This is a genomic window from Rahnella sp. EDr1-12, assembly GCF_049206505.1.
GTDB lineage: Bacteria > Pseudomonadota > Gammaproteobacteria > Enterobacterales > Enterobacteriaceae > Rahnella > Rahnella rivi.
Genome location: NZ_JBLZNY010000002.1, coordinates 368,129 through 394,297 on the forward strand (window position 1 = coordinate 368,129; position 26,169 = coordinate 394,297).

19 protein-coding genes are annotated in these 26,169 nt (G+C 54.3%); 12 read left to right on the forward strand and 7 right to left on the reverse strand.

Annotated features, from left to right (window positions below):
- Positions 1–14: 14 nt before the first annotated feature.
- The 4 genes from ACO0U8_RS11160 to lrp form a co-directional block, all read right to left on the reverse strand.
- Positions 15–1,358 (reverse strand): replication-associated recombination protein A, encoded by a 1,344-nt coding sequence (locus ACO0U8_RS11160; protein WP_421670794.1) that lies wholly within the window; start codon positions 1,356–1,358, stop codon positions 15–17.
- Between the two features lie 7 nt (positions 1,359–1,365).
- A complete protein-coding gene (gene lolA / locus ACO0U8_RS11165) occupies positions 1,366–1,977 on the reverse strand; it encodes an outer membrane lipoprotein chaperone LolA (protein ID WP_122094753.1) in 612 nt (203 codons plus the stop codon).
- Between the two features lie 195 nt (positions 1,978–2,172).
- Entirely contained in the window at positions 2,173–5,670 is a 3,498-nt protein-coding gene (locus tag ACO0U8_RS11170; protein WP_421670795.1) for a DNA translocase FtsK 4TM domain-containing protein, read from the reverse strand.
- A 122-nt stretch (positions 5,671–5,792) separates the two neighbouring features.
- Entirely contained in the window at positions 5,793–6,287 is a 495-nt protein-coding gene (gene lrp / locus ACO0U8_RS11175; RefSeq protein WP_013574775.1) for a leucine-responsive transcriptional regulator Lrp, read from the reverse strand.
- A 729-nt stretch (positions 6,288–7,016) separates the two neighbouring features.
- Between lrp and trxB the strand changes: the two genes are divergently transcribed.
- From trxB to infA, 5 genes are all read left to right on the forward strand, one after another.
- The gene (gene trxB / locus ACO0U8_RS11180) at positions 7,017–7,985 is read left to right on the forward strand and encodes a thioredoxin-disulfide reductase (protein WP_122094749.1); all 969 of its coding nucleotides are present in this window, start codon (positions 7,017–7,019) and stop codon (positions 7,983–7,985) included.
- 137 nt (positions 7,986–8,122) lie between these two features.
- Entirely contained in the window at positions 8,123–9,889 is a 1,767-nt protein-coding gene (cydD, locus tag ACO0U8_RS11185) for a heme ABC transporter permease/ATP-binding protein CydD (protein ID WP_421670796.1), read from the forward strand.
- A 2-nt stretch (positions 9,890–9,891) separates the two neighbouring features.
- The gene (cydC, locus tag ACO0U8_RS11190; protein ID WP_056769231.1) at positions 9,892–11,613 is read left to right on the forward strand and encodes a heme ABC transporter ATP-binding protein/permease CydC; all 1,722 of its coding nucleotides are present in this window, start codon (positions 9,892–9,894) and stop codon (positions 11,611–11,613) included.
- Positions 11,614–11,665: 52 nt separating this feature from the next.
- Complete coding sequence (gene aat, locus ACO0U8_RS11195) at positions 11,666–12,400, forward strand: leucyl/phenylalanyl-tRNA--protein transferase (RefSeq protein WP_217203990.1); 735 nt, start codon at positions 11,666–11,668, stop codon at positions 12,398–12,400.
- A 93-nt stretch (positions 12,401–12,493) separates the two neighbouring features.
- On the forward strand, positions 12,494–12,712 hold the full coding sequence (gene infA / locus ACO0U8_RS11200; protein WP_002211347.1) for a translation initiation factor IF-1: 219 nt from the start codon (positions 12,494–12,496) through the stop codon (positions 12,710–12,712).
- A 219-nt stretch (positions 12,713–12,931) separates the two neighbouring features.
- Here the strand turns inward: infA and clpA are convergent, their stop codons facing one another.
- The gene (clpA, locus tag ACO0U8_RS11205; protein WP_056769228.1) at positions 12,932–15,214 is read right to left on the reverse strand and encodes an ATP-dependent Clp protease ATP-binding subunit ClpA; all 2,283 of its coding nucleotides are present in this window, start codon (positions 15,212–15,214) and stop codon (positions 12,932–12,934) included.
- 27 nt (positions 15,215–15,241) lie between these two features.
- Positions 15,242–15,562: an ATP-dependent Clp protease adapter ClpS gene (clpS, locus tag ACO0U8_RS11210; RefSeq protein WP_056769226.1), complete on the reverse strand. Its 321-nt coding sequence runs from the start codon at positions 15,560–15,562 to the stop codon at positions 15,242–15,244.
- A gap of 382 nt (positions 15,563–15,944) precedes the next feature.
- Between clpS and cspD the strand changes: the two genes are divergently transcribed.
- Together cspD and ACO0U8_RS11220 are read left to right on the forward strand one after the other, a co-directional pair.
- Entirely contained in the window at positions 15,945–16,166 is a 222-nt protein-coding gene (gene cspD, locus ACO0U8_RS11215; protein WP_056769224.1) for a cold shock-like protein CspD, read from the forward strand.
- A 287-nt stretch (positions 16,167–16,453) separates the two neighbouring features.
- Positions 16,454–17,443, forward strand: a complete 990-nt coding sequence (locus ACO0U8_RS11220; protein ID WP_390972562.1) for a VirK/YbjX family protein — start codon at positions 16,454–16,456, stop codon at positions 17,441–17,443.
- Here the strand turns inward: ACO0U8_RS11220 and ACO0U8_RS11225 are convergent.
- Entirely contained in the window at positions 17,440–19,173 is a 1,734-nt protein-coding gene (locus ACO0U8_RS11225; RefSeq protein ID WP_390972563.1) for a DUF2813 domain-containing protein, read from the reverse strand. The genes ACO0U8_RS11220 and ACO0U8_RS11225 overlap by 4 nt on opposite strands.
- 188 nt (positions 19,174–19,361) lie before the next feature.
- On the opposite strand from ACO0U8_RS11225, the gene ACO0U8_RS11230 reads away from it, so the two are divergent.
- From ACO0U8_RS11230 to ltaE, 5 genes are all read left to right on the forward strand, one after another.
- A complete protein-coding gene (locus ACO0U8_RS11230) occupies positions 19,362–20,261 on the forward strand; it encodes a lysine exporter LysO family protein (RefSeq protein WP_122094736.1) in 900 nt (299 codons plus the stop codon).
- A gap of 176 nt (positions 20,262–20,437) precedes the next feature.
- Positions 20,438–22,090, forward strand: coding sequence for a hydroxylamine reductase (hcp, locus tag ACO0U8_RS11235; RefSeq protein ID WP_217204034.1), 1,653 nt, complete (start codon positions 20,438–20,440; stop codon positions 22,088–22,090).
- A 6-nt stretch (positions 22,091–22,096) separates the two neighbouring features.
- Positions 22,097–23,110: an NADH oxidoreductase gene (gene hcr / locus ACO0U8_RS11240; protein ID WP_421670797.1), complete on the forward strand. Its 1,014-nt coding sequence runs from the start codon at positions 22,097–22,099 to the stop codon at positions 23,108–23,110.
- Positions 23,111–23,289: 179 nt separating this feature from the next.
- A complete protein-coding gene (poxB, locus tag ACO0U8_RS11245) occupies positions 23,290–25,011 on the forward strand; it encodes a ubiquinone-dependent pyruvate dehydrogenase (protein WP_421670798.1) in 1,722 nt (573 codons plus the stop codon).
- A gap of 86 nt (positions 25,012–25,097) precedes the next feature.
- Positions 25,098–26,111 carry a low-specificity L-threonine aldolase gene (gene ltaE, locus ACO0U8_RS11250; RefSeq protein WP_072158017.1) on the forward strand — a complete coding sequence of 338 codons (1,014 nt, stop codon included), beginning with the start codon at positions 25,098–25,100 and terminating at the stop codon, positions 26,109–26,111.
- The last annotated feature ends 58 nt before the right edge of the window (positions 26,112–26,169 follow it).

Consider the following 26,169-nt stretch of genomic DNA (forward strand, 5'->3'; position numbering starts at 1 on the left):
CCGCAACGATAAAGTTAGCGGTAGCGTTTTGTCGGGCTATTTTGATCTTGTTCAGCAAGCCAAGCCAGCTTTTCACCGATCTTGCCTTCCAGACCGCGGGAGGTGGGATAATAATACTGAGTTCGGGCCATTTCCGGTGGGAAATAATCTTCTCCGGCGGCGTACGCGTTCGGCTCATCGTGGGCATAACGATATTCTTTACCCAGCCCCATTTCTTTCATCAGCTTGGTCGGAGCATTACGCAAATGTTCAGGCACATCGTAGTCAGATTTTTCACGCGCATCACGCATTGCTGCTTTAAACGCACTGTAAACTGCATTACTTTTTGGCGCGCAAGCCAGATAGACAATCGCCTGAGCTATCGCCCGTTCACCTTCCGCGGGACCGACGCGGGTGAAACAATCCCAGGCTGCAATCGCCACCTGCATTGCGCGAGGATCGGCATTGCCCACATCTTCTGACGCGATGGCTAATAACCGGCGGGCTACGTAGAGAGGATCTCCTCCCGCGGTGATAATACGGGCATACCAGTAAAGTGCGCCGTCCGGAGATGAGCCACGAACCGATTTGTGCAATGCAGAAATCAAGTCATAGAAGCGATCGCCTTTGTTATCAAATCGCGCGCTGCGCTCGCCGGAAATTTCGGTCAATAATTCGGGCGTGAGTGTCCGGAAACCTTTTGCATCGACTTCTGCCATATCGGCCATCATTTCGATGCTGTTGAGCGCGCGGCGGGCATCGCCATTCACCAGCTCCGACAACATCCTGCGCGTATCTGGCGGAACACGAATTTTTTCATTGGCGTATCCGCGCTCGGCATTGGTGAGTGCCTGGTCGATGACTTTTTCGATATCTTCCGCAGTGAGGGATTTCAGCAGATAAACGCGGACGCGTGACAGCAATGCAGAATTGAGTTCGAACGAGGGATTTTCCGTCGTCGCACCAATAAACGTAATGGTGCCGTCTTCGATATGCGGCAGGAATGCATCCTGCTGGCTTTTATTAAAACGATGGACTTCATCGACAAACAGAATAGTACGACGCCCGGCATCACGATTTTGACGGGCGCGTTCAATAGCTTCACGGATCTCTTTGATGCCTGAAGTGACCGCTGAAATGCGCTCGACGTCAGCATTTGCATAGCGGCCAATCAGTTCTGCCAGCGTCGTTTTCCCGGTGCCCGGCGGCCCCCACAAGATCATCGAATGCAACTGTCCTGCTTCAATCGCGCGTGGCAAAGGTTTGCCAGGCGCTAACAGATGTTGCTGTCCGATATATTCTGCAAGAGTGACTGGCCGCATTCTGGCGGCCAGTGGCTGAAATTCATTCTGGGAAAAATCGAGTGACATATTACTCAAAGGGGCCTCACTGACGCTGGTCGTCCACCGTCACACCTTGTGGTGGAGTAAATTTAAATTTGGCATCGTCAACGGTCGCATTCTGCTCACCTTTGAGAACGTAAGCGCTTTTCTGCCCGTCCTGCTCGATAGCCGAGAAACTCTTGATGGTGCCGGTCGGCGTCACGTTGATGGTGAATTGTTTCAGATTACCGGTTGCGCCTTTAGGCGTTAATTCGAAATCATCGCCTTTTTGCTTCACGTTATATTTCGCCCAGTCACTGCTGTCGTTACGGGTGATCAGCATAAACGGCGTGTTACCGGTCGCATTTTTCAACCAGGTTGCAGTCACTTGCTCAACAAACGGATTGTAAAACCACAGGGTTTTACCATCGGAAACCAAAATGCTTTCATCTGGCGTGGTCATATGCCAGTTGAACAGGTTCGGACGTTTTACCCACAGTTGACCTTCGCCCTGCTGAACAGCGGCGCCATCATCACTGGTCACGGTCTGCGTAAAGCTGGCGTGGAAGGTGTTCAGTTTGCCCAGGCGGGATTTAAGATCGCTGCTGGCATCCGCCAAAACAGAAGCGGAGGTAAATGCAGTCAGTAAACACCCTACCATTAACAATTTTTTCATTCTTATTATTACCTCAGGGATCCAAAAACTCAGACGATGCCTTTCACACTGGCAAAAGACGTATGGTGCGAACTCTATCCGAGGCGACGCCCCGGCGGTAGCTCAATCATCTGAAAAACATGTGTTTTACGCATCTTTGCACAAGGGCCGCTTTCGCGACCCTTCTTAACCTAATACGAGCAGTTCAGACAAGGCTCATTCATGCGAAGGGGGTGCCAGTACTTCACGGTTACCGTTATGGCCCGGCGTACTCACGATCCCCTGCGCTTCCATTTGCTCAACGATTCGCGCTGCACGGTTGTAACCGATACGGAACTGACGCTGTACGCCGGAGATTGAAGCTCGACGCTTATCAACAACGAAAGCGACTGCCTGATCGAACAATGCATCAAGTTCTTCATCATCACCCAGACCCAGCCCACCACCTTCACCATCATCGCCACCGGAAATGATGCTTTCGATGTATTTAGGCCGCCCGCGCGCTTTCCAGTCCTGCACAACAGCGTGCACTTCCTGATCGCGTACAAACGCACCGTGAACACGTACGGGTATCGATGAGTTAGGTGCCATATATAACATGTCACCCATTCCCAGCAGAGACTCTGCTCCCCCCTGATCGAGGATGGTACGGGAGTCAATTTTGCTTGATACCGTAAACGCAATACGGGTCGGAATGTTGGCCTTAATCAGGCCGGTGATGACGTCAACCGACGGACGCTGGGTGGCAAGCACCAGATGGATCCCTGCTGCACGGGCTTTCTGGGCCAGTCGGGCAATCAGCTCTTCCACCTTTTTGCCCACGGTCATCATCAGATCAGCGAACTCATCCACCAGCACGACGATAAATGGCTCTTTGCCCAGGAATGGCGGCTCAGCAGCCATTCCGTCGCCCGGCTTCCAGAATGGATCAGGAATCGGGCGGCCCATGGCTTCCGCTTCCTGAATACGTTCGTTATAACCGGCCAGATTACGGACACCCAGCGCAGACATCAGTTTGTAGCGGCGTTCCATCTCACCGACACACCAACGCAGCGCATTGGCGGCGTCTTTCATGTCGGTAACCACTTCCGTCAGCAAATGCGGGATGCCTTCATACACGGATAACTCGAGCATTTTCGGGTCAATCATGATGAAGCGCACTTCTTCAGGCGTAGCCTTATAGAGCATGCTGAGGATCATGGCGTTCACACCTACCGATTTACCGGAACCGGTGGTACCCGCCACCAGTAAGTGCGGCATTTTCGCCAGATCAGCCACCACAGGCTCACCGGAAATGTCTTTACCCAATACGATAGTCAATGGCGAAGGACTGTCTTTGAACTTAGCGCAGTCCAACACTTCCCGCAGATACACGGTCTGACGCTTTTTATTCGGTAACTCAAGGCCCACGTAAGGTTTGCCTGGAATGACTTCCACAACGCGGACTGCGACAGCAGATAACGAACGCGCAAGGTCACGCGAGAGGTTCGAAATGCGCGCTGCCTTTACACCCGGTGCCAGATCCAACTCGAATCGGGTGATCACCGGCCCCGGCAATTTGCCGACGACGTCCGCTTTGATACGATAATCGTTCAGTCGCGCTTCAATCAGGTTACCCATTTGCTCAAGCGCAAATTCATCCACAGGTTCAGCTTCTGCCGGTGGAGAGGTCAGTAAATCCAGTGACGGCAATGGCGTCGTAGGTTTTACCAGCGGCTGCTCGTGACGCATCAGGAATGGGTGGATCAGGCTGTCCATATCCGGTTTAGCGGCAGGCGGTGACTGTCGCGGCGCTTCATACTCTTGCGCATGTTGCACAGGCTGAGGCGATTGCGGCCGTTGGTAAGGTTCCTGTGCAAATGCTGCGGGCTGCGGTTCTTCTTCTGCCTGCGCGGACAAGGTAAACAGCGGCTCGGAAGGCGTATCGTCGACCAGATCAGCCATTGGCGAGAAGCTGAATGCGTCATGCTGGCTGAGCTTCATGGCCGCCGCGGCAAAATCATCCGCTGCAGACGTTGCGGACTCTGCCCGCTGCTGCTGTGGATCATTTGCCTGAGAATGATGATGCTGAACTACGCCACTTTGCGGCTCAACGTCTTGCTGGTAACGGGTCTGTTCACGTGCAGCAAATGCGTTACGCAATTCCGCTTCCTGCAAGGCCGCCTCATCATCAGGTTCATCTTGCGCAGCCGTTTCGCCGTAACGCTGTTGCTGCTGATCGGAAAACGCCTGACGTAATGCGGCTTCCTGCATCGCAGCTTCATCCGCCAGAGACTGCTCGTCCTGATAGACAGGTTCCTGAGTGGTACTCTGCTGCGCCGTTTGCTCTTGCTGCTCAGCCATACGCTGAGAAGGCAGTTTTATCCCGTAGGATGCCAGCTCGCGACGCGTTGGGATCCGCACAGGGTTCGGTCTTGGCAATTCAGGGCCAAAACCTTTTTTGACCTGCGGATTTTCATCACTGACGGCGCTGAATGCAGGCATAAAAGTATTACCGGCAGTGGATGCGGCAGACTGCCCGGCTTGCGCCAGACCGGTTGCCAGCGCTGCCGTGGCAGCCACACTCGCAGCGTGAGCGCTGTCAGGTGTTGGCGAACTGAAGTCAAACGGCGAACGGGTGTTGTGTTCCGCCGCGGTCTGCCAGTTACCCATACGTGGCCCGTCATCTTCATTGTGTTCAGGTTGCACCGGTGACGGCGATTGCTGAACAGGCTGAGGATGGCGCGGCACCGGTGTTTCTTCCGGAATTTCGAAGCTGTATAACGGCGGCGCGGCAGGTTCATGGGCAGCAGGAGGTGGTGCAATATTCGCGACCGGCGGCTCTGCGGCATAACGACTGACGGCCTCAGGTGCAACGGGCGACGTTTCAGCCACCGGCACGGCATCAGCCATTGCGGGCTGAGGGGCAGATTCATTCACTGACGGGGCCGAGAACAGCACGTCTTCTTCATCTGCAGGCGCGGCTGCCACAGGTGATGCGGCTGCCGCTGTCGCTGCGGCAGTTGCCGGAGCAGCATGCGCTACCGGTTTTGCATCGCCCTCTTCTTCCAGCAACGGATCATCGTGTTCGTCGTCATAATACTCATCGTCGTCACGGCGTGAACGGTTGGTCACAATGTTAGTGACACCGAGCACTGCACCACCAATTTTCTCAGCGATGGTCAGCCATGACCAGCCGGTAAACAGCGTCAGTCCGGCAGCCCAGACACACAGCAGAACCAGCGTGGCACCGACATTGTTAAAGTAGGGTGTCATCGCCGTGCTCAGCAAACTGCCGATCACTCCGCCTGAGGCGAAATAATAGAGGTCATCGATGTTGACTGAGGCCAGACCGCAAGACGTGACAATAAGCGCCAGCGTCCCAATGAGACGCAGCGACCAGGCAAAATAGTCGATGAAATCCTGATTATCGCGCTGACGGAAAGCCGCCCAGCACAAACACAGGATAATAGGGGGGATCGCGTAACCAAATACGCCAAAGATGAAGAACAGCGTATCCGCCATCCACGCGCCAACGCCGCCACCCCAGTTATGAATAGGCCCATGCCAGGCGGTTTGCGACCAGCTTGGATCTGAGGGGTTAAAACTCACCAGTGCTGCTATCAAATACGCAGCAAATATCGCCACCACAACCAGCAACGCCTCCACAATACGGCGGCCATTGCTCAGTCTTTTGAGGGTAACGTCTTTATCTTCTGTATATTCCTGGCTCAAGAAAGGCTCTCCAGGTTCCTGTGAACTGAGAAAAAGCAACAGCGCCGAGAGTTGACCCCGGCGCCATAGCTGTATAGATACACAGGAGTGTAGCTAAAGTTACAAGGTTTTGCACCTGACAATTACCGGGTCTTGATGACCAGGCGATTCGTCTGTTTCACTTCTTCCATTACCACATAGGTACGGGTGTCATTAACACCCGGCAGACGAAGTAATGTCTCACCTAACAGCTTACGGTAAGCAGACATATCCGGTACGCGGGTTTTCAACAGATAGTCGAAATCCCCTGAAACCAAATGACACTCCTGAATATCTTCGAGTTTTTGTACTGCCGCATTGAACTGCTCAAACACATCCGGCGCACCGCGGTTGAGGGTTATCTCAACAAAAACCAGCAGCGATGCATCAAGATAATGTGGGTTAAGCAGTGCGGTATAACCATTAATGAAGCCCTGACGTTCCAGACGACGAACGCGCTCCAGACATGGCGTTGGAGATAATCCCACACGTTTGGAAAGCTCGACGTTTGAAATCCGGCCATCCTTTTGAAGTTCGTTGAGGATGTTACGGTCAATACGGTCGAGATCTTTTCCCGGACGTTTTTTGTTGTCTACCATTATTATTGTCTCTCTGCTGTCCTTCCCTGCACCTGCCTACCCCAGCCAACTTCAATGTCTAAGGGTTGTCCCAAGCGAAGACCCGATTATTAAGGTTTACGCATCCAAAAGCCGTGTTTATCCCCTGTCATAAGGAACACGGCCAAAACCGGACACTCAAAAGAAATAACTCTGTGGAATTAATAGATTGGAAACAACCAATCTGATTCACCAAACCCTGAGGCAACACAAAAACCCAAAAGCAACACCAGAACGGGTCGGGTAGCAGCCATTTGGATAAATTCAAGTCACTGACAGGCAGTTAATTTCTTCTTACCCTGATGTTTTCGCAAATGCACAGCGGATTGTCAAAGTAAAAGAAGCAAAATCAGAAGAACGTGCCAGATTGAAAAGCCACCGCCCCCTTTTTAGCTATCTTTTCTCTTTGAACAATAACAATTCCGTTCACACGTTATTTCAGCCATATCCCTACAAATTACCGTGATATGTGGCTATTTTAGCGTGTTATAGACAACGTCCAGACTATCCCGACACTCAGACATGCTGGTTTTTTATGCTTACCATCAATCAGTTACCTGAAACATGGTGAAGCGCGAAATCCTTTTTACGCCGGTTGCGCAGTAAAAACTATCAGACAAATCGCTAACAACATCTGAGTTTGCTTTTTTTAACACGCAGTTTTCCCTACAATCGCTTATCGCTAGTCACCATCGCGGAGTTAGATTGCCCATGAGTACGGTTAAACACAGTAAATTATTGATTTTAGGTTCTGGCCCGGCAGGTTATACCGCCGCGGTTTACGCAGCGCGCGCCAACCTCAATCCTGTTTTGATTACCGGCGTGGAAAAAGGCGGTCAGCTGACCACAACCACCGAAGTGGAAAACTGGCCGGGAGATCCCGAAGGTCTGACCGGTCCGGCATTGATGGATCGCATGCATGAGCACGCCACTAAATTCAACACCGAGATCATTTTCGACCATATCAATAAGGTGGATCTGCAAAATCGTCCGTTCCGTCTGACGGGCGACAGCGGCGAATACACCTGTGATGCGTTGATCATCGCCACCGGCGCCTCTGCCCGTTACATTGGTTTGCCATCCGAAGAAGCGTTTAAAGGCCGTGGCGTCTCAGCCTGTGCCACCTGCGATGGTTTCTTCTACCGCAATCAGAAAGTGGCCGTGGTGGGCGGCGGGAATACCGCTGTGGAAGAAGCGCTTTATCTGGCTAACATCGCCTCAGAAGTCCATTTAATTCACCGCCGCGACAGTTTCCGTGCTGAAAAAATTCTGGTTGATCGCCTGAATGACAAAGTCGCCAGCGGCAACATTGTTCTGCACACCCACAAAACGCTGGACGAAGTGGTTGGCGATCAGATGGGCGTGACTGGCGCAAGCCTGATGGATGTCCGTACCGATGAAAAATCTCAGGTTGACGTCGCGGGCGTATTTATCGCTATCGGTCACAGCCCGAATACCGGCATTTTCGAAGGCCAGCTTGAGCTTAAAGACGGCTACATCAAAGTGCAGTCCGGCTCGCACGGCAATGCCACGCAAACCAGCATCCCGGGTGTTTTTGCCGCGGGTGACGTGATGGACCATATCTACCGTCAGGCGATCACGTCCGCCGGAACCGGTTGTATGGCCGCACTGGATGCTGAGCGTTATCTGGATGGTTTATCGCAAGCACCGGATTTGTAATCCTCTTTTCTGCGATTTATTTTCCATCATCCTGATGAATAAGGCGGCTGTCTGGCCGCCTTATTCTTTTTGTTTTCTCCCCTCAGCATGTAACATGTTCAGCCTCCGAACCGGATAGCTGCACAGACTGATGCCTGATGAATAAAACACGACAACAAGAACTTATCCGCTGGTTAAAACAACAAAGCTCACGCGCCAAAGGCTGGATCCGTCTGTCTATGATGCTGGGTTTACTCTCGGGTTTACTGATTTTGGCTCAGGCATGGCTGATGGCCGTTCTGCTGCACAACCTGATTATCCAGCACACGCCCCGTGAAGACTTGCTGCAAAGTTTCCTGCTGATGGCGCTGACCTTTGTTTTACGTGCCGTGGTGAGCTGGCTGCGGGAACAGGTGGGCTTTATTTGCGGACGTGTCATTCGTCAGGAGATGCGTAAATTAGTGCTCGACCGTCTGGAAAAACTGGGGCCAGCCTGGATACAGGGCAAACCGGCGGGCAGTTGGGCGACCATCATTCTTGAACAAATCGAAGATATGCAGGATTACTATGCCCGCTATCTGCCACAAATCGCTCTTGCGGGGATCATTCCGCTGCTGATTCTGGTCAGCATTTTCCCGATCAACTGGGCGGCAGGGATGATTCTGCTGGTCACTGCGCCGCTGATCCCGATTTTCATGGCGCTGGTCGGTATGGGTGCTGCCGATGCGAATCGTCGCAATTTTGTCGCCCTCGCGCGTCTTAGCGGCAACTTCCTCGACAGCCTGCGCGGCCTCGATACCCTTCGCCTCTTCCACCGCGGCACTGCGGAAATCGATCAGATCAAACGCTCTACCGAAAGCTTTCGTGCGCGCACCATGGACGTACTGCGCCTGGCTTTCCTCTCTTCTGCCGTACTGGAATTTTTCGCCTCAATCTCTATCGCCGTTGTGGCGGTTTACTTCGGTTTCTCTTATCTCGGCGAACTGAATTTCGGCAGCTATGGCACGCCGGTCACCCTGTTCGCTGGTTTTCTGGTGCTGATCCTCGCCCCTGAATTCTTCCAGCCGCTGCGTGATTTGGGTGCCTTTTATCATGCCAAAGCGCAGGCGGTGGGTGCAGCAGAAAGTCTGGTGACGTTCCTGACAGCCGAAAGTGCAGAGATGGGCGACGGCAGCCAGAACTGGCCACAGGGTGAGAAAGTGTCACTGCACGCCCGTGAGATGTTGATTCAGTCGCCGCAGGGTAAAACGCTCGCCGGCCCGCTGACGTTCAACATTCATCCTGGCCAACGCATTGCGATTGTAGGGCTGAGCGGTGCCGGAAAAAGCTCGCTGCTCAATGCCCTGCTGGGCTTTTTGCCTTATCAGGGATCGCTGACGGTCAGCGGCATTGAACTGAAAACCTTGCGCAATGAGGAATGGCGTAAGCGGCTCAGCTGGGTCGGACAGAATCCACATCTGCCCGAACATACCCTGCGTGACAATATTCTGCTCAATCAGCAGGATGTCAGCGAGGAGCAACTCCAGTCGGCCATAGAGCGTGCGTATGTCAGTGAATTTTTACCATTGCTGCCTCAGGGGCTTGAAACCGAACTGGGCGACAGTGCGGCACGTTTGTCGGTCGGTCAGGCACAGCGTGTCGCCGTGGCCCGTGCCCTGCTCTCTCCCTGCGAATTATTGTTGCTGGACGAACCTACCGCCAGCCTCGATGCGCACAGCGAAAAACGCGTGATGAGCGCGCTGAACGAAGCGTCTGAAGCTCAGACATCCCTGCTGGTCACCCATCAGTTAGAGGATACCCGTGACTACGATGAAATCTGGGTAATGGACAAAGGTCAGATCGCTGAGCGTGGCACCTTCCCTGATCTGGTTGCTCAGGGCGGATTATTTGCCAGCCTGTTGTCTCAGCGCAGTAAGGAGCTGTAATCATGAAAATTCTACTGCCTTATCTCGCCCTGTATCGCCGTCACTGGTTCCGTCTGTCACTGGGTATCATTCTGGCGATTGTGACCCTGCTCGCCAGCATTGGCCTGCTGACGCTCTCTGGCTGGTTCCTGGCGGCCTCTGCCGTCGCCGGTATCGCCGGGTTGTACACGTTCAATTACATGCTTCCGGCAGCCGGGGTGCGCGGTGCCGCAATCTTTCGTACTGCGGGGCGTTACGCTGAACGCCTGGTCAGCCACGATGCGACCTTCCGCGTACTGGCGCATTTGCGCGTGTTCACTTTCACTAAAATTATGCCGCTGTCGCCGGGTGGCATTGCGCGGTTTCGTCAGGCTGATCTGCTGAACCGGCTGGTCGCCGATGTGGATACGCTGGATCACCTGTATCTGCGTGTTATCTCTCCATTGATCAGCGCTCTGGTGGTGATTGCGCTGGTGACCTTTGGGCTGAGTTTCCTTGACGTGAAACTGGCCCTGACGCTCGGCGGCATTATGATGATTCTGATGCTGCTCCTGCCGGTGATGTTCTATCGCGCAGGTAAACCCGCCGGACGCGAACTGACCGCTCTGCGCAGTGATTACCGGATGCAGTTGACGTCATGGTTACAGGGCCAGTCAGAACTGGTGGTATTCGGCGCGCAAGCGCGGTTCCGACAGAAACTGAATGATATCGAACGGCGCTGGATGCTGCGCCAGCAGCAACAAGCCAGGCTCACCGGGCTGTCACAGGCGGTGGTCATTGCCGCGGCGGGTCTGACCGTAACGCTGATGCTGTGGCTTGCTGCCGGCGGGATCGGGACAATCGCAAATCCCGGCGCACTGATTGCGTTGTTCGTGTTTACCCCGCTGGCTGCTTTCGAAGCGCTGGGGCCCGTCGCCGCGGCTTTCCAGCATCTGGGTCAGGTGATTGCCTCGGCGCAGCGTGTCAGTCAGATCATCGATCAGCCTGCCGATGTCACTTTCCCGGCACAAGGTCCGCAGGCCGCAGAACACGTCACTCTGTCACTGAAAAACGTGAATTTCACTTATCCCGGACAGCCGTTGCCGGTGCTTAAAAATATTACGCTGGAAGTGGCTGCCGGTGAGCACATCGCCCTTCTCGGCCAGACTGGCTGTGGCAAATCGACCCTGTTGCAACTGCTGACGCGCGGCTGGGATATCAACAGCGGCGCATTGAGCATTAACGGTCATGCGATAACGACCTACGATGAAGCGTCGCTGCGTCAGATGATCACCGTCGTCAGTCAGCGCGTGCATATTTTCAATAATACGCTGCGTGAAAACCTGCGGATGGCCTCTCCCCAACGCTCCGATGACCAGCTTGCTCAGGCACTCAGGCAGGTGGATTTACATGTTCTGCTTGAAGACGAAGGCCTGAACGCATGGCTTGGAGAGGGTGGCCGTCAGCTTTCAGGCGGCGAACAGCGTCGTTTAGGCCTGGCGCGTGCCCTGCTGCATAACGGCCCGCTGTGGTTGCTGGACGAACCCACTGAAGGGCTGGATGCAGAAACGGAAAACCATATTCTGGCCTTGCTGCACAAGCATTGTGAAAATAAAACGCTACTCTTAGTGACGCACCGTTTACAAGGTCTTGAAAACCTCGACAGAATTTGTGTGATGGAAGAAGGCGAGATTGTGGAACAAGGTGATCATCCGACGTTAGCCGCCTCACACGGCCGGTACGCCCGTTTTCTTGCGCGCGGCTGATGTCTGTAACTGATTTATGTGGCGGCCTGTCAGCCGCCGGATAAGGAGATCTATGCGGTTAGTTAAACTCGAAGCCAGTTCTGTTCATTTTCCGGATCCTGATACTGCGTTACAGGACCCGAACGGCCTCCTGGCTATCGGTGGCGACCTGACCTCACCGCGTTTACTTTCCGCGTATCAGCATGGCATTTTCCCCTGGTTTGAGCCCGGAGAGATGATCCTTTGGTGGTCACCCGATCCGCGCGCAATTTTAGTCCCTGAAGAGCGCCACATCAGCCGGAGTTTGCAACGGTTCATGCGTAAAATGCCTTTTCGTTTTACGCTCAATCAACGTTTCGAGCAGGTGATCCACGCCTGTGCGATGCAACGTGAAGAAGGCACCTGGATCGGCCCGCTGGTTCAGCGCGGTTATCAGGAATTGCACGAGGCCGGGCATGCCCACTCAGTCGAAGTCTGGGAGGGTGATGAGCTGGTCGGCGGTTTGTACGGCGTATCCGTCGGAAGTCTGTTTTGCGGTGAATCGATGTTTAGCCGCCGTGAAAATGCCTCCAAGTGCGCGCTCATGATGTTTTGCCAACATTTTTCCCGCAATGGTGGAGAACTGATTGACTGTCAGGTGCTCAACCCTCACACTGCGTCGCTGGGTGCGAGAGAGATCCCCCGCCGCCAATTTTTGCAGCAGTTATCCGAACTTTCGCAACGCGCGTTAGCACCGGATTGCTGGTTGCCACAAGACTTATCCCCACATGATGAAGACCTGCCGGTATTTCCGAAGGATAGGGAATAGGTGCGGTCATGAACCATACTTCTTTACATAATGTGGGTTTTTCGGCATTATCTTGCCGGTTAAAAACTATGGTAGTTAGACCTAGAGGATTCGATGGCCAAAGAAGACAACATTGAAATGCAGGGCACCGTACTTGATACGCTGCCAAACACTATGTTCCGCGTAGAATTAGAAAACGGACACGTAGTTACCGCACACATCTCCGGTAAAATGCGTAAGAACTATATCCGCATCCTGACGGGCGACAAAGTCACTGTAGAGCTGACCCCGTACGACCTGAGCAAAGGCCGCATTGTCTTCCGTAGCCGTTAATAAACGGCTCACTCATCGCTGATTTTCCGGCGATACCCGAGGATACCCTCTTCGCCCTTCCTGCACTTGCAAGGGCGTTTTGTGGTATCCGCAATTCGGCATGTGTTCCACTATCCTTTCTGAAATCCCTCACTGATTCCTGCAATTAAATAAAGAATTTCGGAAAGAAAAAAGGCGATGTTTTCACATCGCCTTTTGTTTTTTCATCACCGATGAAAATTAATGCACCGCACCTTCCGGCTTTTTCTTCTGCGCGCTCATGAAGTGGTAAGTCAGCTTATCGGCTTCCTTGTCCAGCGCCACAGACACCGAGCCACCGTCTACCAGTGAACCAAACAGCAGTTCGTTGGCCAGCGGTTTTTTCAGGTTTTCCTGCACGGTGCGGGTCATCGGACGCGCGCCCATCGCACGGTCATAACCTTTCACGGTCAGCCAGTCACGGGCTTCATCACTGACTTCCAGCGAGACGCCTTTGGCATCCAGTTGCGCCTGCAGTTCGACGATAAACTTATCGACCACCAGCTGGATCACATCGGTAGACAGATGGTTGAACCAGATCACGTTGTCCAGACGGTTACGGAACTCTGGTGTAAACACCTTCTTGATCTCTTCCATAGCGTCAGGGCTGTTGTCCTGATGGATAAGGCCAATCGATTTACGTTCAGTTTCACGTACACCAGCGTTTGTGGTCATCACCAAAATCACGTTACGGAAATCAGCTTTGCGCCCGTTGTTATCGGTCAGCGTACCGTTGTCCATGACCTGCAACAGCAGGTTGAAGACATCCGGATGCGCCTTCTCGATTTCATCGAGCAGCACCACGGCGTGAGGATGTTTAAGTACAGCATCCGTCAGTAAGCCGCCCTGATCAAAGCCAACGTACCCCGGAGGTGCACCGATCAAACGGCTGACCGTATGACGCTCCATGTATTCCGACATATCAAAGCGCAGCAGTTCGATATCCATCGCTTTCGCCAGCTGAACCGTCACTTCGGTTTTACCCACACCGGTAGGACCGGCGAACAGGAAGGAACCGACCGGTTTGCGATCCTGACCCAGACCCGCACGGCTCATTTTGATCGCTTCTGTCAGGGCTTCGATGGCAGGATCTTGCCCGAAGACCAGCATTTTCAGGCGGTCACCGAGATTTTTCAGCACATCGCGATCGGTCGCTGACACGGTTTTTTCCGGAATGCGGGCAATACGCGCCACCACACTTTCGATGTCGCTGACGTTAACGGTTTTCTTGCGTTTACTGACCGGCATTAACCGGCTGCGCGCGCCTGCTTCATCAATAACGTCAATGGCTTTGTCCGGCAGGTGACGGTCATTGATATATTTGACCGACAGCTCCACCGCCGCACGCACCGCTTTCGCGGTATAACGTACATCGTGGTGCGCTTCGTATTTGGTTTTCAGGCCATTGATGATCTGCACGGTTTCTTCGACGGTCGGTTCAGTAATATCAATTTTCTGGAAGCGACGCGCCAGGGCACGGTCTTTCTCAAAGATATTGCTAAATTCCTGGTACGTCGTTGAACCGATCACCCGGATCTTCCCGCTCGACAGCAACGGTTTGATCAGGTTAGCCGCATCCACCTGACCGCCGGACGCCGCACCGGCACCGATAATCGTGTGGATTTCATCAATAAACAGAATGCTGTTCTTATCCTGTTCCAGCTGTTTGAGCAGCGATTTGAAACGTTTTTCAAAATCACCACGGTATTTCGTGCCCGCCAGCAGAGAACCGATATCCAGAGAATACAGGGTGCAGTCGGCCATCACTTCCGGCACGTCGCCCTGCTCGATTCGCCATGCCAGACCTTCAGCAATTGCGGTTTTACCTACGCCGGATTCCCCCACCAGCAGCGGGTTATTCTTACGGCGACGGCAGAGCACCTGAATGGCGCGCTCCAGTTCTTTGTCACGGCCAATCAGCGGATCGATGCCACCTACACGCGCTAACTGGTTAAGATTAGTGGTGAAGTTCTCCATACGATCTTCCCCCGCCGACTGCTCTTCGTTAACTGGGTTTTCCGCATTGTTTGGCGCCTGGCTACCCGATTCATCTTTACGGGTACCGTGCGAAATAAAGTTCACCACATCAAGGCGGCTGACATCATGTTTACGCAGGAGATAGGCAGCCTGAGATTCCTGTTCGCTGAAAATCGCGACCAGAACGTTAGCGCCGGATACTTCACTGCGGCCAGAAGATTGCACGTGGAATACCGCACGTTGCAGAACGCGCTGGAAACTCAGCGTAGGCTGGGTGTCACGTTCCTCTTCACTGGCGGGTAAGGTGGGTGTGGTTTGCTCGATGAAGGCTTCCAGCTCCTGGCGTAATGCCACCAGATCGACTGTACAAGCTTCAAGCGCTTCACGGGCAGCAGGGTTGCTGAGCAACGCCAGCAACAGGTGCTCCACGGTCATAAACTCATGCCGGTGCTCACGGGCTCTTGCGAAAGCCATGTTGAGACTGAGTTCAAGTTCTTGATTGAGCATAGGCACCTCCCAAATAGATTGCCTTAATCAGGCTTTTTCCAGCGTACACAGCAACGGATGCTCATTCTCCTTGGCGTACTCATTTACGTGTGCGACCTTGGTTTCGGCGACTTCGGCGGTATAAACGCCGCATATCGCTTTGCCTCTATAGTGCACCTGGAGCATCAGTTGCGTTGCACGTTCAATATCATAAGAAAAGAACTTTTGCAGAACGTCAATCACAAATTCCATTGGAGTGTAATCGTCGTTGTTTAATATAACTTTATACATAGATGGCGGTTTTACCTCATCCTTTTGCTTATTCGCCGTCAAATGTTCAAAATTTAGCCAGTCTTGTTTGTCGCCCATTGCCTGCTCGTCACCTGTGAAGATCGTATTGGATGCTAAATACCTGACGTGAAAGCTTTCTGCGGGGCTTCACGCGGCTATTTCCCCATTTTACCATCTCTTGCGTCACGGTGCCGCTGCACAAAATGTCCTCTTTGCCATCAGCCCCGCTGGCATATATTTAACAAAATATGTCAATAGCGTTACCTGCTTCAAAGTTTGGTTATCTGCCCCCTTATGACAAATGCCGTTTCCTTGATCTCTAAACCGTTTCCACTAGAGTGTAAATTCGTGAGCTGAACGTCTTTTGAACAGGCCATCACTGGCCAGGTTCTGGTCTTCCCGCTCACCCAACTGGCTTTCACGCTAACGACCAGACTAGTCATGAGAGGGATGAAGAAGCATGCTGACGGGTACAGTGAAATGGTTCAATAATGCTAAAGGTTTTGGCTTCATCTGCCCGGAAAGTGGCGGAGAAGACATTTTTGCTCACTACTCCACCATTCAGATGGAGGGCTACCGGACATTAAAGGCAGGCCAGCAGGTCAGCTTTGATGTTCATGAAGGCCCGAAGGGGAATCATGCCAGCCTCATTATTCCAGTGGAAAGTGCAGCGGTCGCCTGACCTGTTCTGTTACAGCGGTTCGGATAAAAAATAATGCCTGTCACTCACTGACTGGCATTTTTTATTTATGGGGGAGAATGCGTCAGGCTTCAAGCCCTGAACGATAAATAAAGTACATTTTTTAGACACCGATTGCTAAGACACGACACAAAACAAATTAAATCTAAACACAATCTCAACAAATCGCGTTCAATCTCTCCCTCTTTTTGCCCGTTGCACCCCTGTTTATTGTTGGCCTGTTGAAATAGCCGTTATTGACATCCGGCCAGACACAACAGGTAAATACCATGACCACATTCAGTTACCCATGCGAAGAAAAGGCTCCGCTTTCGGGTCTTCAGTTGATGACGGCGCTGCTCTCCCGTCGTCTGGTACCGGGACCTTCGTGGAAATTGCCGCGCTACCGTTTTAAATTCCTTTTTCGCGCGCTGACCCATCCGCGCCGAACCTTTAGCATGCTGGATTACCTGGCGCAGCATCCGCAGCGTGATGAGATCCTGACGGCGCAGCCGAGCCTGCCCTGCAAGTTACACCGCGTCTATCAGGCCGCCAATATCACGCCGGAGCAGGCGATGAAACGCATCACCGATCATTACGACATGATCGGCCACTGCCTGCCGGACGCCATTAACCACGGTTATCTCAGCAAAAAGCCGATGGCGATTGCCACCCTGACCGGTAAAGATGAGCAACGTTTCGCGATCACCTTCAATTCGGTTAGCCGTCTGGATAAAGAAGGTGAAGCAACGCTGACCTTCAACAACCCGCAGGGTGAACCGATCGCCATAGTGACGTTCTCGTTTATCCACTATCAGGGCCAACCGACGCTGTTCATCGGTGCGCTTCAGGGGCCCCGCGCGCACGTCGACCATCAGGAAATACAGACGGCAACCAAAGCCTGCCACGGTTTATTCCCGAAACGTCTGGTCATTGAAGCGCTGACCACGCTGGCTGAGCTGGCGGGCATGACGCAGATTGTTGCGGTAGGCAATCACACCCACATTTACGAAAACCCGCGCTACAAAAAACGTAAAGGTATGGTGTTTGCGGATTACGACAGCTTCTGGGAAACGATGGACGCAAAACAAGGCGAGGACGGCTATTTCCATCTGCCACGCCAGATAACACACCGTCCGCTGGAAGAAATTGCCAGTAAACGACGCGCTGAGTATCGCCGCCGTTACCAGTTATTAGATGAGCTGGAAACCCAAATCCGCCAGACATTTTCCAGCGGACATGGGCATGCAGTGCTGACTGAAGAGAGCCGCGCGGCTTAATCTGCCCTGCCGCGTGCCAGCCAGGCGACGCGTGAAAACATTTGCCGCAACAACGGGGGAATCGATGAGGTTCCCCGCAACGAAGCCGCCTGCGCCACATCTATCGCCAGATCGGGCTTTGAGCTGCGGTGAATGGCTTTGTCGATGATGCGTCTCGGCGACATCGGCACATTCTCCGCAATGGCGGAATGCTTGCGATACACGTCTTCAAAACCTTCCCGATACAGAAAATATTCAATGTCCTGAGAAGGCAGTGCGGTCAGGCGGTAGCGCAGATTATCATCATGATTTTCAACGTTAGCCTTTACCGTCGCCGCATATTTACGCCCTGCTTCATCGCCGTCCACCAGAGTGTGCCACTCAATGCCCATCTGCCGGGCGAAGCGCAGCAAGGGTTTTAACCCGCACTGGGCAAACTCGATCACCTTGATCCCTTCAGACTCAAAATGATAGCCGCACTGACGTGCCAGCTGATTGAGCAGCCAGACTTCGGTTTCCCCTTCCACCAGCAACCAGCAGCGGGCGAAAAGCGACGACGGGCGGTTAAAACGGATATGAAACGCAATGCGGCGGCTGTCCTCCATACTCAGCCCTTCCGGGCCAATGGCATAAGCCGCCACGCGGGATGACTCGCGCACCAGGCGACAAATCTGTTCAACCGGCACCAGTGAAAGTAAATCACCGGAGTTGGTGGTGGTAATGCGCTGCAACGGCAGTTGATCCAGTAATCCCCACGCCACGGACAGCATAATCGGATGCAGACGGGTTTCGGGGTCTTCGATCAGCAGCAGTGGCCGCGCATCCGGATGCAGCACCACCGAGCCTTTCGCCTGCAACAGCGTGGAGAACATGCCGAGCAGCATCACGCGCATACTGCGGCTGTTCGGCTCGGCAATCATCCGGTTGATATTATCCAGTGAACGCCATGCCCGGCGGCTTTCCGCACGGCCATGACGCTTCTGCTGCCACGGCGCGCTGCTGGACGTGCCCTGCTCGGCAAAATAATGTTCCAGCAGTTGCTGCATGGCCGACAGCCCGCTGCGCAGTTCACTGTTGGTCAGCGATTGCGGATTGCGCACCAGCCCGCGCGTCAGCTCATCGAGTTGCTGCGCCAGTTGTTCATTATTGGTGGAAAGTCGCGGTGCCAGCGTGTCACTGCGCAGCCGGCGGATAAAGCGCGCATCCCGCAGGCGTAAGACCGGGTTCAGGCGGATCAACGCCAGCGCCAGCGGGTCGATAGTCGTCAGATTCAGCGGCTGCCCGTTGGATGACAGAAAGCTGCGCAACGTCATCACGCTGCCGTCATCTTCCAGCTCACCTTCCAGACGGTAATAAATGCGGTTCAGACGATCCGGGCATTTCACCCACAGCGGAGACAGCGTATTAAAGCGCGGCGACATATGATGCCCGGCCTGATTTTCGCAGAAGGTAAACACGATATGCAGATACTGCGATTTCGACTCTTTTTCGCCCGCCGGAAAATAAAAATCTTCTTCTTTGAAGCAATACAGTTTGGCTTCGGGCGAAAGCAGCAGCGTCAACGCATCCAGCAGGCTGGATTTCCCCCAGGCATTTTCGCCGATAAGAACCGTGTTGGTCAGAAAGGATTCGGTCTGCCCCTGATGCGCCGGGCCGGTGATCGATGCCCCCCGCTGCGCAGGCTGAGTCAGGGTCAAAGAGAGCCGGTTAATACCGCGAAAACCGACAATATCAATATGTTCCAGATACATCAGACGCCTCCTGTGCGCTCAGTACTTAGCTGAGCATGGCGTTAAAAATCGGTTTCCGTCAAGGCTGCCCGACGATCTCTGTGTCGCAAAGCTGCTTTACAGTCAGATAACTTTTGGTTAGCGTGACGGGCGGTATTTTCTGTGCCGCCCTCCTCTCAGGGAGCCTCACTTTTCAGGGATTTGATCTCATGTATTCCGGCTTGTTGATTATTCTTTTGCCGTTGATTCTCGGTTACCTTATTCCGGTTAAAAACCGCGCTCTGCTGCACGTTGTGAACCAGATGTTGAGCTGGATGGTGTATGTCATCCTGTTCATTATGGGGATCAGCCTGGCCTTCCTCGACAATCTCAGCACCAATTTATTACTGATTTTCAAATATGCCGCCGTCTGTTTCCTGTGCATCTTTGTGATGAACTACGCGGCGCTTTGGCTGCTCGAACGCCGCCGTCCCTGGAAAACCCAGCATAAACAGGAAAAGTTACCGTCGCGTTTACACATGGCGCTGGAGTCTCTGAAACTGTGCGGCGTGGTGATCGGTGGCTTCGCGCTCGGCCTGACGCAATGGCACTGGCTCACTTTCGCCTCGCAGGCCAGTGAACTCGCCCTGCTCTTCCTGCTGGCGCTGGTCGGTATCCAGCTGCGCAACAGCAGCATGACCCTGCGCCAGATCATCCTTAACCGCCGCGGCATGATAGTGGCGGTGGTGGTGGCGATCAGCGCGTTGATCGGCGGTGCGCTGGCCGCACTGCTGCTCGGGTTGCCACTGAAAACCGGGCTGGCGCTTGCCTCAGGGTATGGCTGGTACTCGCTCTCCGGCATCGTTCTCACCGACTCTTTCGGGCCGGTCATCGGCAGCGCCGCCTTCTTTAACGATCTGGCGCGTGAGCTGTGCGCAATCATGCTGATCCCGACGCTGGTACGCAGCAGCCGTTCCACCGCGCTGGGGCTGTGCGGCGCAACGTCGATGGATTTCACCCTGCCGGTCTTACAGCGCAGCGGCGGGCTGGATATGGTGCCGCCTGCGGTGGTTCACGGTTTCGTGCTCAGCCTGTTATCCCCGGTACTGATGGCCTTTTTCTCGGCCTGATGACGCCGCTTTCCCGCTGCGTGATGCGGCGGGAAACGTCCTTCCCTGCCTGCAAAACTTGCGATAAATCAAGTTCAGCTCACTTCCTCTGAAAATCCCTTCATTTTTGAGCCTGCCGGTCTTAGGCTTGCATTAAAACAAGCATTTCAAATGCAACTTTAAAAAAGGACCTCATTATGTTTTGTGTGCAATGTGAACAAACAGTCCGTACCCCGGCGGGCAATGGCTGCGCGTATGCGCAGGGAATGTGTGGCAAAACGGCAGAAACCTCTGATTTACAAGACTTACTGGTCGCAGTGTTAGAAGGCCTTTCCGCCTGGGCACTGACGGCACGCGGCTACGGCATCATTGATGAAGAGATCGACAGCTTCGCGCCCCGCGCCTTTTTCTCCACCCTGACCAACGTGAACTTCGATTCTGATCGTATCGTCGGCTATGCCCGTGAAGCCATTCTTTACCGTGAATCGCTGGCCGTTCGCTGTCGCCTGATGGACCCGGAGATCACCGTCAGTCACCCGCTGGCCGCGCTGGAACTGGTCAGCGATAATCTCAGCGAACTGCAACAACAGGCGCAGCAGTTTGCGCTCAACGGTGATAAAGCGCAGATCGGCGATGACATTCATGGCCTGCGTATGTTGTGTCTGTACGGCCTGAAAGGGGCGGCGGCATACATGGAACACGCCCATGTTCTGGGCGAGTCTGATACCGCCATTTACGCCGAATATCACCGTCTGATGGCGTGGCTCGGTACGCAACCCGCCGACATGGGCGAACTGCTCGACAACGCGATGGCGATCGGCAAAATGAACTTTGGTGTGATGGCCATCCTGGATAAAGGTGAAACCGATGCCTACGGCCATCCGCAACCTACGGCGGTAAACGTCCGTCCGCTGGCAGGCAAAGCGATTCTGATTTCAGGTCACGATCTGAAAGATTTGCAGATGCTGCTCGAGCAAACCGCCGGTACCGGCATCAACGTTTATACCCACGGCGAAATGCTGCCCGCGCACGGTTATCCGGAACTGAAAAAATTCCCGCATCTGGCCGGTAACTACGGCAGCGGCTGGCAAAATCAGCAGGTGGAATTCGCGAAATTCCCCGGCCCGGTGGTCATGACGTCCAACTGTATTATTGATCCGAACGTCGGCAATTATGGCGACCGCATCTGGACCCGCAGCATCGTCGGCTGGCCGGGCGTGCAGCATCTGGAAGGCGAAGATTTTGCGCAGGTCATCTCACAGGCGTTGCAGCTCCCGGGTTTCCGTTACAGTGAAATCGAACAGGAAATCACTGTCGGATTTGGCCGCCAGACCCTGCTCAGTGCAGCAGATACTGTCATTGATCTGGTCGCCACCAAAAAACTGCGCCACATCTTCCTGATTGGCGGCTGTGACGGCAGCCGCGGCGAACGCAGTTACTTCACCGATCTGGCAGTCAGCGTACCGAAAGACTGCCTGATCATGACCCTCGCCTGCGGTAAATACCGCTTCAACAAACTGGATTTCGGCACCATTGAAGGATTGCCGCGTCTGCTGGACGTCGGTCAGTGCAACGATGCGTATTCCGCCATTATTCTGGCTGTGAATCTTGCCGAGAAATTAGGTTGTGGCGTGAATGAGTTACCGCTGAGTCTGGTGCTGTCGTGGTTCGAGCAAAAAGCCATTGTGATCCTTCTGACCCTGCTGTCGCTCGGTGTGAAAAACATCGCTACCGGCCCGACGGCGCCGGCCTTCCTGACCGATAACCTGCTGGCGATCCTCAATGAAAAATTTGGCCTGCGTGCAATCACTTCGGTGGAGCAGGATCTGAAAACCATGCTGCCGGAGTAAACCGAGATGAATTTTCCGTTATTCCCCGATCAGCCAACGGCGCTGTGCCAGAACCGTATGCAGGTCTATTCGGTTGCACAGGAAACGCCTGATGTCTGGACAATTTCCCTGATCAATCATGATGTTTATGATTATCAGCCCGGCCAGTTTGCGCTGGTGAACATCGGCCAGCGCGGCGATGTTCAGCGCGCTTACACGCTCTCCTCCACGCCGGGGCAGAGCCCGTTTATTCAGCTGACAGTGCGCCGCATCGACGGCGGCGCAGGCTCACAGTGGCTGACCGCGCAGATCAAACCCGGTGATTACGTCTGGCTGAGTGATGCCCTCGGAGAATTTACCTGCGAAACCCGGCAGCCGTTGTTATTGCTGGCGGCCGGTTGCGGCGTGACGCCGGTGATGTCTGTCGCACGCGATATTCTGGTGCATCATCCTGCGCAAAGTGTGCAGGTGTTTTACAGCGTGCGCAGCCCGCAGGACATTATCTTTGCGCAGGAATGGCAGCACCTGTGCGCAACCTATCCGCAACTGGATCTGACCATTCTTGCGGAAAATGGCGCTGAATCCGGGCACATCGCCGGACGGCTGAGCCAGGATTTGCTGCAAAGTCGGGTGCCGGATATCCGTGAACGTCGGGTGATGATTTGCGGGCCTGCACCTTATATGCAACTGGCGGGCGACTGGGCGAAAGAACTCGGTGTGGCGGCGGATAACATCGTTAAAGAGCAGTTTCAGGCGACGGAAACCGAGGTGTCTGCCGATCAGCAACTGACGCTGACCCGCCTGACGCCGTTGCAGAATTACCGCGTACCGGTCGGTTCCACGCTGCTGGCCGTGATGGAGCAGCATAAAATACCGGTCACCGCCGCGTGCCGTGCAGGCGTGTGCGGCAGTTGTAAAACCCGCATACTCAGCGGCGATTACCAGACCACCAGCCGCATGACGCTGACCGATGAAGACGTCGCTCAGGGATATGTGCTGGCCTGCAGTTGTCAGCTTCAGGGCGACGTCACCCTCGTCTGATCCCCGCGTTAACTCGCTGCCCGCACATGATTTTTTACAGTCTGAGCGGGCAGTTTTACAAAATTCCCCCCCCCTCCTCTGCATAATTTTGTATGGTTTAAGGCTGAACATTCAAGGATGTAATCAGTGGACTATGCTTAACCCAGTCTTTTTTATGAAATACACCGAGGGAACTGAAGATGAAGCAAAGCGTAGCGTCATATCTGGCGAAAACATTAGAAGCGGCGGGCGTTAAACGCATCTGGGGCGTCACCGGTGACTCACTGAACGGCCTGAGTGACAGCCTGAACCGTATGGGCACCATTGAATGGCTGGGCACGCGTCATGAAGAAGTGGCTGCGTTTGCCGCCGGTGCTGAAGCACAAATCACCGGTGAACTGGTGGTGTGCGCCGGTTCCTGCGGGCCGGGCAACCTGCACCTGATCAACGGCCTGTTCGACTGTCACCGCAATCACGTTCCCGTGGTCGCCATTGCCGCTCATATTCCGTCGAGCGAAATCGGCAGCGGTTATTTTCAGGAAACCCATCCGACCGAGCTTTTCCGCGAATGCAGCCACTACTGTGAAATGGTGACCAATCCTGAACAGTTGCCGCAGGTGCTGGCGATCGCCATGCGCAAAGCCATTCTCAACCGTGGCGTGTCGGTGATTGTGTTACCTGGCGACGTCGCGCTTAAACCCGCGCCTGAAGATGCCAAAATCAGCTGGTATCCGCCGGTGCTGCCAAGGGTTATTCCGCAGCAAACCGAACTGGCAAAGCTGGCTGAACTGCTCAACGGTGCGACCAATATTACGATGATGTGCGGCAGCGGCTGTGCGGGCGCGCACGACGAAGTGATCAGGCTGGCTGAAACGCTGAAAGCGCCGGTGGTGCATGCACTGCGCGGCAAAGAGCATATCGAGTGGGATAACCCTTACAGCGTCGGCATGACCGGGCTTATCGGCTTCTCTTCTGGCTTCCACGCCATGATGAATGCGGACACGCTGATCCTGCTCGGCACACAATTCCCGTACCGCGCCTTCTATCCGACGGACGCGAAAATCATTCAGATTGATATCAATCCGGGCAGCATCGGCTCCCATTGTCATGTCGATATGGCGCTGGTGGGTGACATCAAATCCACGCTGACCGCGCTACTGCCGCAGTTACAGGCCAAAACTGAACGCAAGTTCCTCGATAAAGCGCTGAAGCATTATGAAGAAGCGCGTAAAGATCTCGACAAACTGGCGACGCCGAATGACAAGCAGGCTATTCACCCGCAGTATCTGGCGCAACAGATCAGCCGGTTCGCCGCATCGGATGCCATCTTTACCTGTGACGTCGGCACGCCGACCGTCTGGGCGTGCCGTTATCTGCAAATGAACGGCCAGCGCCGTCTGCTCGGTTCGTTCAACCACGGTTCGATGGCCAACGCCATGCCGCAGGCCATTGGTGCGCAGGCGATTGACCGTTCGCGGCAGGTGGTGGCGCTGTGCGGCGACGGCGGATTCGCCATGCTGATGGGGGATTTTCTGACGCTGGCGCAGCAAAAGCTGCCGGTGAAAATCGTCATCTTTAACAACAGCGTGCTGGGATTTGTGGCGATGGAAATGAAAGCAGGCGGGTATCTGACGGACGGCACTGAGCTGAAAAACCCGGATTTCGCCGCCATTGCCGAGGCCGCCGGCATCAAAGGGATCCGCGTGGAGAAAGCGTCGGACATTGACGCCGCCTTGCAGGATGCGTTTGCTTACGAAGGGCCGGTGCTGGTGGATGTGATCACCGCCACCGAAGAACTGGCGATGCCGCCACAGATCAAATTCGAGCAAGCCAAGGGCTTCAGCCTGTACATGCTGCGTGCGGTGATAAGTGGCCGGGGTGATGAAGTCGTCGAACTGGCAAAAACCAACTGGCTGCGATAACCCTGACAGGGCTATAGTGGAAGGTCAGGCGGGCTCTCAGCCCGTCTGATCTTACATTCTAAAAACACAGCAGAAGGAAGCCCACGTTGATCGACTTACGCAGTGATACCGTAACCCGCCCCAGTGAAGCGATGCGTCAGGCCATGGCCCATGCTGAAGTCGGCGATGATGTCTACGGCGATGACCCAACGGTAAATGCTTTACAGGCGCTGGCGGCAAAAATGTGTGGTAAAGAAGCCGCACTGTTTTTACCAACCGGCACCCAGGCAAATCTGGTGGCATTGCTGACCCACTGTCAGCGCGGCGAAGAGTATATCGTCGGCCAGAAAGCCCACAATTATATGTATGAGGCCGGTGGCGCTGCGGTACTCGGCAGCATCCAGCCGCAACCGCTGGATATGTCCGCCGATGGCTCCATTGCGCTGGATAAAATCGCCGCCGCCATCAAACCTGATGACATCCATTTCGCCCGCACGCGTCTGCTGAGCCTGGAAAATACGCACAGCGGGAAAGTGCTTCCGCTCGATTATCTGCAAAAAGCCTACGCGCTGACCCGTGAAAAAGGGCTGGCACTGCACATCGACGGGGCACGCATCATGAATGCCGCCGTGGCTCAGGGCGTTGAGTTACGCGAAATCACCCAATATTGCGATACCCTGACCATCTGCCTTTCAAAAGGTCTGGGTGCGCCGATCGGTTCGCTGCTGGTCGGCAGCAAAGAGTACATCCACCGCGCTAACCGCTGGCGTAAAATGACCGGCGGCGGCATGCGCCAGTCCGGCATTCTGGCAGCGGCGGCGATCTATGCGCTGGAAAATAACGTTGCGCGGCTCAAGGACGATCACGATAACGCTCAGTGGCTGGCAGAAGAGCTGACCAAAATCGGCGTGGAAATCGCCGAGCCGGGTGCGCAAACCAACGTGCTGTACATCAGACAAAGCGCTGAGCTGGCGGCCAAAATGGGCCCGTGGATGCGTGAACGCGGCGTGATCATCAGCGCCGGCCCCCTGACGCGCGTGCTTACCCACATCAACATCAGCCGTGAAGATCTGCAAAAAGTCGTCGCACTGTGGCAGGAATTCCTGCACCAGCACGCCTGACCACTGCCAGCCTGCGGCGATAATCTCCGGGTTATTGCCGCATTTCCATGATTCCTTT